Genomic DNA, 7,260 nt, shown 5'->3' with positions numbered 1-7,260 from the left:
TTCCACACGTACCCATCCCGAACACGACCGTTAAGTCCTCCAGCGCCGATGGTACTTGGACCGCAGGGTCCTGGGAGAGTAGGACGCCGCCAAGCAAAACCCCTTAGGGGGACTTTTTTATGAAATATATTCACATTTTGGGCCCTTAGCTCAGCTGGTTAGAGCGCACCCCTGATAAGGGTGAGGTCGGTGGTTCGAGTCCACTAGGGCCCACCATCACTTTACTTGTAATACATACGAGGGGCCATAGCTCAGCTGGGAGAGCGCCTGCCTTGCAAGCAGGAGGTCAGCGGTTCGATCCCGCTTGGCTCCACCAAATATTCCCTGATAGCTCAGTTGGTAGAGCACTCGACTGTTAATCGAGTTGTCACAGGTTCGAGCCCTGTTCGGGGAGCCATATGGAGAGGTGTCCGAGCTGGCCGAAGGAGCACGATTGGAAATCGTGTAGGCGTCACAAGCGTCTCGAGGGTTCGAATCCCTCTCTCTCCGCCACTATTTCTCTCTTATGTAAGGCCCGTTGGTCAAGGGGTTAAGACACCTCCCTTTCACGGAGGTAACAGGGGTTCGAATCCCCTACGGGTCACCATTTCAACTTTATTTATGGAGGCTTAGCTCAGCTGGGAGAGCATCTGCCTTACAAGCAGAGGGTCGGGGGTTCGATCCCCTCAGCCTCCACCATGATTTCCTTAAATGCTAAGGATGAATATTTTTCAATGACGCGGGGTGGAGCAGCCCGGTAGCTCGTCGGGCTCATAACCCGAAGGCCGCAGGTTCAAATCCTGCCCCCGCAACCAATAATTCTAACTGTGGAGCCGTGGTGTAGAGGCCCAACATGCCTGCCTGTCACGCAGGAGACCGCGGGTTCGAATCCCGTCGGCTCCGCCATTATAATTTTGGTTCAATAGGTAATACTAAACACCGTGCCGGTGTAGCTCAACTGGTAGAGCAACTGACTTGTAATCAGTAGGTTGGGGGTTCAAGTCCTCTCGCCGGCACCATTTCTCGGAGGCTTAGTGAAGTGGCTAAACACGGCAGACTGTAAATCTGCTCTCTACGAGTTCGGTGGTTCGAATCCATCAGCCTCCACCAGTTTTCACTTGTACTATGGCGGTCGTGGCGAAGGGGTTAACGCACCGGTCTGTGGCTCCGGCATTCGTGGGTTCAAGTCCCATCGATCGCCCCATTTTAATCAGTATCATTCAATTGTTGGGGATTAGCCAAGCGGTAAGGCAACGGACTTTGACTCCGTCACGCATAGGTTCAAATCCTATATCCCCAGCCATTTGAGCCATTAGCTCAGTTGGTAGAGCACCTGACTTTTAATCAGGGTGTCGAAGGTTCGAGCCCTTCATGGCTCACCATTTTACTTCTATTAGGAAGTGGAATGTATGTATTGTGCGCGTGTGGCGGAATTGGCAGACGCACTAGACTTAGGATCTAGCGCCTTTGGCGTGGGGGTTCAAGTCCCTCCACGCGCACCATTTTTTTATGCGGACGTGGCTCAGCGGTAGAGCATCGCCTTGCCAAGGCGAGGGTCGCGGGTTCGATTCCCGTCGTCCGCTCCATTTTTACTAACGGGACGTAGCTCAGCTTGGTAGAGCACCTGGTTTGGGACCAGGGGGTCGCATGTTCAAATCGTGTCGTCCCGATTGTTTTTAGTAGATAATATGAATAGAGTTAGAGATTTAAGAAATATTTACGGGACGTAGCTCAGCTTGGTAGAGCACCTGGTTTGGGACCAGGGGGTCGCATGTTCAAATCGTGTCGTCCCGACCATTATATGCGGGTGTAGTTCAATGGTAGAACTTTAGCCTTCCAAGCTAATAGCGTGGGTTCGATTCCCATCACCCGCTTCTTACAAAAGCGTTATGATTGTTCTCAATCATAACGCTTTTTGTTTATATATTTTTACAGGTCACAATCTTCTTGAAGTGGAGTAGAATAGATGTGATCTCTTTATTGAATTTTCATGGATAGAAAGGAAGTTGACCTTGAGGAATCATAACAATGAACTACTCCGAACCCTGATTTCAGAAGGAAGCGCCTATATTTCCTTATATGACTATCACCCGGATGCCATAAGTATTATGGATTTGGAGGGAAAATACATACATGCTAATCCAGCAGCCCTACAGCTTACAGGTTACTCATTGGATACCCTAATAGATCTACCATCTTACGAAATGTTCACCTCTGAGAACATGGAGCGTAGAAATTTTTATCTACAGCGAGCTAAAGAAAAGGAATCCCATCATTTTGATCTATGTTTTAGGGACAAGCAGTCTCAAGAGATTGAAATGTCCGTTACTTACATCCCCATTATCGTAAAAGATGAAGTAGTAGGTGTATATTCCATCTCTAGAGATGTCTCGGAGCATCGGCATACTCAAAAGAGGTTAGAACAGTCAGAGAAGTTACTACAGACCATTCATCAACAAGCCAAAGACATTATTGCTTTTACAGATCAAGATGGAACGTTCGTAACTATATCGAGTGGGTTGCAAGAGCTATTAGGATATTCTCCTGAAGAATTAATAGGAAGAAGTTTTGTGGAGCTATGTGCGACAGGAAATTCTACGGAGAACTATGGTCAATATTTTAAAAGTGGACTTTTAACTACGGAAATTCAGCATAAGCAGGGGCATAAAGTCTGGATTGAGGCAAGTATTCAACAGGTAAAAGATAATGAAGAGAATTCGGAGAAATTCCTAATCATAGCTCGGAATATTACCCCCAGAAAACAGGCAGAAGCTCATCTAGAGCGAAGTGAAAGGAATCTTAGACGTGCACAAAGAATCGCTCAAATCGGTTCATGGGAATGGGATATGGTGCAGGGGAAGTTAACATGTTCTGAGGAGCTGCATCAGATCTATAGAATGAATATTAATGATCAACCTGATCCGCTTGCTGCCTGGCTCTCATTGGTTCATCCTGAAGATCTAGAGCATATGCAGCAAGTGATTACAGATGCTACGGAAGGGATAGCAAGTGAGGATTATTTTAGGATCTTACCTGTCTCGGGGCAAGTTAGGGTCATGTTCAGTCAGACAGATGTCGAAAAGGATGAGAAGGGTCAGATTCGTAGAATTGTGGGCATTGTTCAAGATATCACGGAACGACATAAGATGGAGCAGCGATTACGTACAAGCGAGAAGCAGTATAGGCTAATTTCGGAAAATTCATTAGATCTTATTTCCAGACATGCTCTAGATGGTCAATACAATTACCTTTACGCTTCACCGGCAAGTTACTCCTTACTGGGGTATACACCTGATCAGCTAATAAATACAAGTCCATATGATTATATTCATCCTGAGGATAGACATATCATCCAAGATGAACTTAGTGCTCAATTGGCTACTTCTCAAAAATATAGTATTACTGTTCGATTTCGTCATAAAGAGGGTCATTATTTATGGTTAGAAAGTACAGGGAAATACACCTATGAAGAAAGTAGTGGAGACCTCATAGAACTTACTTGTATTTCTAGGGATGTTACGGATCGGAGGATAAGTGAAAGAAAACTTCAAGAGAGTCAACAGCGCTATAAATCGCTATTTGAGTATAGTCCATCTGCTGTATATTCTATGACCTTACAAGGCCAGTTTCAGACGCTCAATCCACATCTTGCGACGCTTACAGGCTACTCCAAAGAAGAACTCCTAAAGATGAACATGACTGACCTCATAGAAAAAGGGGACTTGGGAAGAACTGTGGAACATTTTGATGTGGCAGTTACGGGAATACCCCAAAAATATGAAACCACAATCGTAAGAAAAGATAAAGAACACCGGGAGCTAAGTGTTACGAATGTGCCTATCTATGTGGATCAACATATTGTTGGCGTATATGGGTTAGCCAATGATATTACAGAGCGAACAAGGTATGTACAGCAGATTGAGAAACTTAGTTATGAACATGCATTGATTCTTAATTCAGTATCGGAAGGAATCTATGGAACGGATATAGAGGGAAAAACCATATTTATGAATCCTGCCGCCTGTAAGATGTTAGGTTATCTACTTGGAGAGCTGATCGGGAAAGACACCCACGAATTAATTCATCATACGAAAAGCGATGGAAGCCTTTTTCCTATTGAAGACTGTTTCATTCATACTACATTTATGGATGGAAAACCTCGATTCGTGAATGAAGAAGTATTTTTTCGGAAAGATGGATCAAGTTTTTTGGTTCAGTATAGGGTCACTCCGCTTTACAATCGAGAACAGATTATTGGGGTCGTGGTGGTGTTCACGGATATTACAAATGAGCGTGAAATTATTCGAGCTAAAGAGTTAGCAGAACAAGCCGCTTTGGCCAAATCAGAATTTTTAGCTATGATGAGTCATGAAATTCGTACACCTATGAACGGAATTATAGGTATGACCGATCTACTTCTAGAGAGTGACTTACTTGAAGAACAAAGAGAATATGCTGACATTATCTCGCAGAGTAGCCGTGCTCTCCTGAATATTTTAAATGACGTATTAGATTTCAGTAAAATTGAGGCCGGTAAGCTAGCGCTGGATAATCAGCTTTTTGCATTAGATGAATGTGTATCTGGCGTAGTAGATCTTTTCATGAAACTTGCTGAGGATAAGGGCATTGCACTCTCTTATGCTATCGACAAAAATATTCCTGATGCGATAATTGGAGATCCGGGCAGAATCAGACAGGTACTCGTTAATTTGGTGGGTAATGCACTTAAATTTACAGTACAAGGCTCCATTGATGTAACTGTCAAAAATCTGGCTACTCTTCAAGATGAAATGCTCTGGTTAGAATTTAGTGTAAAAGATACAGGGATGGGTATTCCAACACATCAGATGCACCGTTTGTTCCAGTCCTTCTCTCAACTGCATCCTGTGATTAACCGCAAACAGGGAGGGACCGGGCTGGGACTTGCTATCAGTAAAAAAATGGTGGAGCTAATGGGCGGAACTATTGAGGTGGAAAGTCGTGAACATGAAGGTTCTGAATTCCGGTTCACTCTATTCTGTGGGAGTTCGGCTTGAGAACGCAGCAAGACAAAACAAAACATAGAAATAAAATTATACGAGCAGAAACATAAAAAAAAAGCAAAAACCAAAGCAAAAACCAAAGCAAAAACCTAAACAAAAGCAAAAACAAAAGCAAAAACCAAAGCAAAAACCAAAGCAAAAACAAAAACAAAAAAACAAAGAGAAAAAGCAAAAAAAATAGAAAAATCAAAAATTATAGAAGCAATAAGATATAAATAATAATCAATAATAGAAACAAATAAATAGAAACAAATTATCGAAACGAATCATCGAAACAAACTTAAGACCTTCACACTAAAGTGAAGGTCTTAAGTTTGTTTTATATAAATTCACACATTTGAATTAAATAAACTAAAATGATGCATAAATAATGCCTATAGTCTTGGGACCACAATGACTGCATATAACACAACCGGCTTCTGTAATCAGTACTTGTCTAGCCTTAGTATGCTGCTGAAGAGTGAGTTGGAGTTCCTTAGCTTCTGCTTCCGCCATCGTATGTACAACAATGATAGTGTCGTTATCCATGCTCGCCGTATATGAAAGGGCATTATTTCGCATCTGATCCAAAGCCTTCTCGCGGCTTCCTCTTACCTTATACGCGGGGGTCATTTTACCCATAATAACCTTAATCACAGGGCGGATTTTTAGTAGGCTGCCCACGAAATTTTGCATTCCTGAGCAACGACCTCCTTTATGCAGATAATCTAATGAATCGATAACAAATTCTGTATCTACCTTGGGACGAAGCTGTTCTAACATAGAGAGGATCTCGGGTATCGTTGCTCCATTTTCAGCAAGTTGTGCTGCTTTCAGAACTTGAAGGCCAATCCCGGCAGAGAGGTTGAGTGAATCAACTATACTTATCGTGCCTTCTGGGAACTCTCCAGCGGCAATCACTGCATTTTGGTAGGTAGAAGAAAGTTCAGAAGAGAGGGTGATACAAATAATATGATCTCCTGCATCGACATAAGGCTGAAATGAGGCGATAAAATCAGCAGGTGAGGGCGCAGCCGTCTTAGGAAGTTTGCCAGTTTGACCCACAAGATCGTATAGCTGCTTCGGATTGAGCTCTAACCCATCTTTATAGGTCTGATGATCGAAGACAACATATAGTGGAATAATACCAATCTGATAATCTCGAATCCAATCTGGATGAAGGTCGGACGTACTATCAGCGAAAATTTTGACATGTGCCATGTTCATTCCCCTTTTCTGACTGGATGTTAAGTGTTAATGCTTTAAAGAAAATTGACTAAGGATAGAATTGTAAATAGTAAAGCAGGAGCAGCTGCAATACCAAGTCCAAGAACAGCATAAAGTCTTTTTCTATTTTTCAGAGATATTCCAATAATAGATAAAATTAGACTAATTATGGTTAGTACTAAAGAAACTCCAATGACAAACCCGGAAATTGTTATGGAGGCATGGTTCATAATATCCTCTTCTGTTAATTCCGTTGTACCCATAGAATTCATGAACTTAAAGATGACATAGAAGCCAATAATATAACCTACTAAAGCTATAATACTAACTATAAATGAAGCTATCCCGGGACCTGAATGGCGTTTTTCTCCAGGGGATGCTATATTACTGACCGGATCAGAGAATACTGGATCGAATTCATTTAGTTGATCTTTCAAAAGGTCTAAACTCCTTTAATATCCATTTGTTGAATTAAAATTTGATTCTGATAATTATGGTGAAAACCAACTATCTTTTATGATTAACTTCTAATTGTGGCACCTCGGCTTAGAAAAATGTAAAATAAAAAGATTAGGTTACTAAGACAAGGAGTGAAACGCAAGTATGCAACGGAAATCTGTCGGTATTGGCGCCATCGTTATGCTATTAGGTGTAGCTATTGGTGCATTTGGTGCACACGCTTTAAAATCGGTTCTGGGAGATCATGCGGCTACTTATGAGACCGGAGTATTGTATCATATGATACATGGATTAGGGATTATCCTCATTGGTATAGCGGCACATGCATGGGGAGAATCAAAAAGGTTATTATGGGCCAGTAGATTGTTACTAATCGGTACGATTTTGTTCTCAGGTAGTCTCTATGTTCTAAGTATAACAGGGATTACCTTGCTAGGTGCAATTACTCCTTTTGGCGGCGTAGCTTTTATCTTGGGGTGGCTACTATTCGCCTTAGAAGCATTCAAAAAATAAACGAAGGGCATCTTTCGGGTTACACCCGGAAAATGCCCTTTTTGCATCGAAGTCGTTTCTA

The 7,260-nt window shown here is 42.3% G+C and carries 4 protein-coding genes, 18 tRNA genes and 1 rRNA gene; 21 read left to right on the top strand and 2 right to left on the bottom strand.

Going from position 1 to position 7,260, the window contains the following annotated elements:
• The 20 genes from rrf to J2Z69_RS17960 all read left to right on the top strand — a co-directional run.
• A 5S ribosomal RNA gene (gene rrf / locus J2Z69_RS18055) occupies nt 1–95 on the top strand; the annotation flags it as partial.
• A 44-nt stretch (nt 96–139) separates the two neighbouring features.
• Nucleotides 140–216, top strand: a tRNA-Ile gene (locus J2Z69_RS18050).
• Between the two features lie 24 nt (nt 217–240).
• A tRNA-Ala gene (locus tag J2Z69_RS18045) sits at nt 241–316 on the top strand.
• A gap of 5 nt (nt 317–321) precedes the next feature.
• Nucleotides 322–397 (top strand) — tRNA-Asn (locus J2Z69_RS18040).
• Nucleotides 398–400: 3 nt separating this feature from the next.
• A tRNA-Ser gene (locus J2Z69_RS18035) sits at nt 401–492 on the top strand.
• Between the two features lie 19 nt (nt 493–511).
• A tRNA-Glu gene (locus tag J2Z69_RS18030) sits at nt 512–586 on the top strand.
• Between the two features lie 16 nt (nt 587–602).
• Nucleotides 603–678: transfer RNA gene (locus tag J2Z69_RS18025), tRNA-Val, on the top strand.
• Between the two features lie 39 nt (nt 679–717).
• Nucleotides 718–794: transfer RNA gene (locus J2Z69_RS18020), tRNA-Met, on the top strand.
• Nucleotides 795–808: 14 nt separating this feature from the next.
• Nucleotides 809–885, top strand: a tRNA-Asp gene (locus tag J2Z69_RS18015).
• A gap of 37 nt (nt 886–922) precedes the next feature.
• A tRNA-Thr gene (locus J2Z69_RS18010) sits at nt 923–998 on the top strand.
• 6 nt (nt 999–1,004) lie between these two features.
• A tRNA-Tyr gene (locus J2Z69_RS18005) sits at nt 1,005–1,089 on the top strand.
• Between the two features lie 18 nt (nt 1,090–1,107).
• Nucleotides 1,108–1,183, top strand: a tRNA-His gene (locus J2Z69_RS18000).
• A gap of 24 nt (nt 1,184–1,207) precedes the next feature.
• Nucleotides 1,208–1,282: transfer RNA gene (locus J2Z69_RS17995), tRNA-Gln, on the top strand.
• Between the two features lie 3 nt (nt 1,283–1,285).
• Nucleotides 1,286–1,361 (top strand) — tRNA-Lys (locus J2Z69_RS17990).
• A 36-nt stretch (nt 1,362–1,397) separates the two neighbouring features.
• Nucleotides 1,398–1,481, top strand: a tRNA-Leu gene (locus tag J2Z69_RS17985).
• Between the two features lie 9 nt (nt 1,482–1,490).
• Nucleotides 1,491–1,565, top strand: a tRNA-Gly gene (locus J2Z69_RS17980).
• A 10-nt stretch (nt 1,566–1,575) separates the two neighbouring features.
• Nucleotides 1,576–1,649, top strand: a tRNA-Pro gene (locus J2Z69_RS17975).
• Nucleotides 1,650–1,699: 50 nt separating this feature from the next.
• Nucleotides 1,700–1,776: transfer RNA gene (locus tag J2Z69_RS17970), tRNA-Pro, on the top strand.
• 6 nt (nt 1,777–1,782) lie between these two features.
• A tRNA-Gly gene (locus J2Z69_RS17965) sits at nt 1,783–1,853 on the top strand.
• A 138-nt stretch (nt 1,854–1,991) separates the two neighbouring features.
• Nucleotides 1,992–5,015 (top strand): PAS domain S-box protein, encoded by a 3,024-nt coding sequence (locus tag J2Z69_RS17960; RefSeq protein WP_209865934.1) that lies wholly within the window; start codon nt 1,992–1,994, stop codon nt 5,013–5,015.
• A 357-nt stretch (nt 5,016–5,372) separates the two neighbouring features.
• On the opposite strand, the gene J2Z69_RS17955 is transcribed toward J2Z69_RS17960, so the two are convergent.
• Together J2Z69_RS17955 and J2Z69_RS17950 are read right to left on the bottom strand one after the other, a co-directional pair.
• Nucleotides 5,373–6,221 (bottom strand): DegV family protein, encoded by an 849-nt coding sequence (locus J2Z69_RS17955; RefSeq protein ID WP_209865930.1) that lies wholly within the window; start codon nt 6,219–6,221, stop codon nt 5,373–5,375.
• Between the two features lie 41 nt (nt 6,222–6,262).
• Nucleotides 6,263–6,664, bottom strand: a complete 402-nt coding sequence (locus J2Z69_RS17950) for a hypothetical protein (protein WP_209865927.1) — start codon at nt 6,662–6,664, stop codon at nt 6,263–6,265.
• A 166-nt stretch (nt 6,665–6,830) separates the two neighbouring features.
• On the opposite strand from J2Z69_RS17950, the gene J2Z69_RS17945 reads away from it, so the two are divergent.
• A complete protein-coding gene (locus J2Z69_RS17945) occupies nt 6,831–7,199 on the top strand; it encodes a DUF423 domain-containing protein (RefSeq protein ID WP_209865925.1) in 369 nt (122 codons plus the stop codon).
• Nucleotides 7,200–7,260: the final 61 nt, after the last annotated feature.

Source organism: Paenibacillus shirakamiensis (assembly GCF_017874255.1).
GTDB classification, from domain to species: Bacteria; Bacillota; Bacilli; order Paenibacillales; family Paenibacillaceae; genus Fontibacillus; species Fontibacillus shirakamiensis.
The sequence above is the reverse complement of the archived record's forward strand: the minus strand, read 5'-3'. Positions and strand labels throughout refer to the sequence as shown.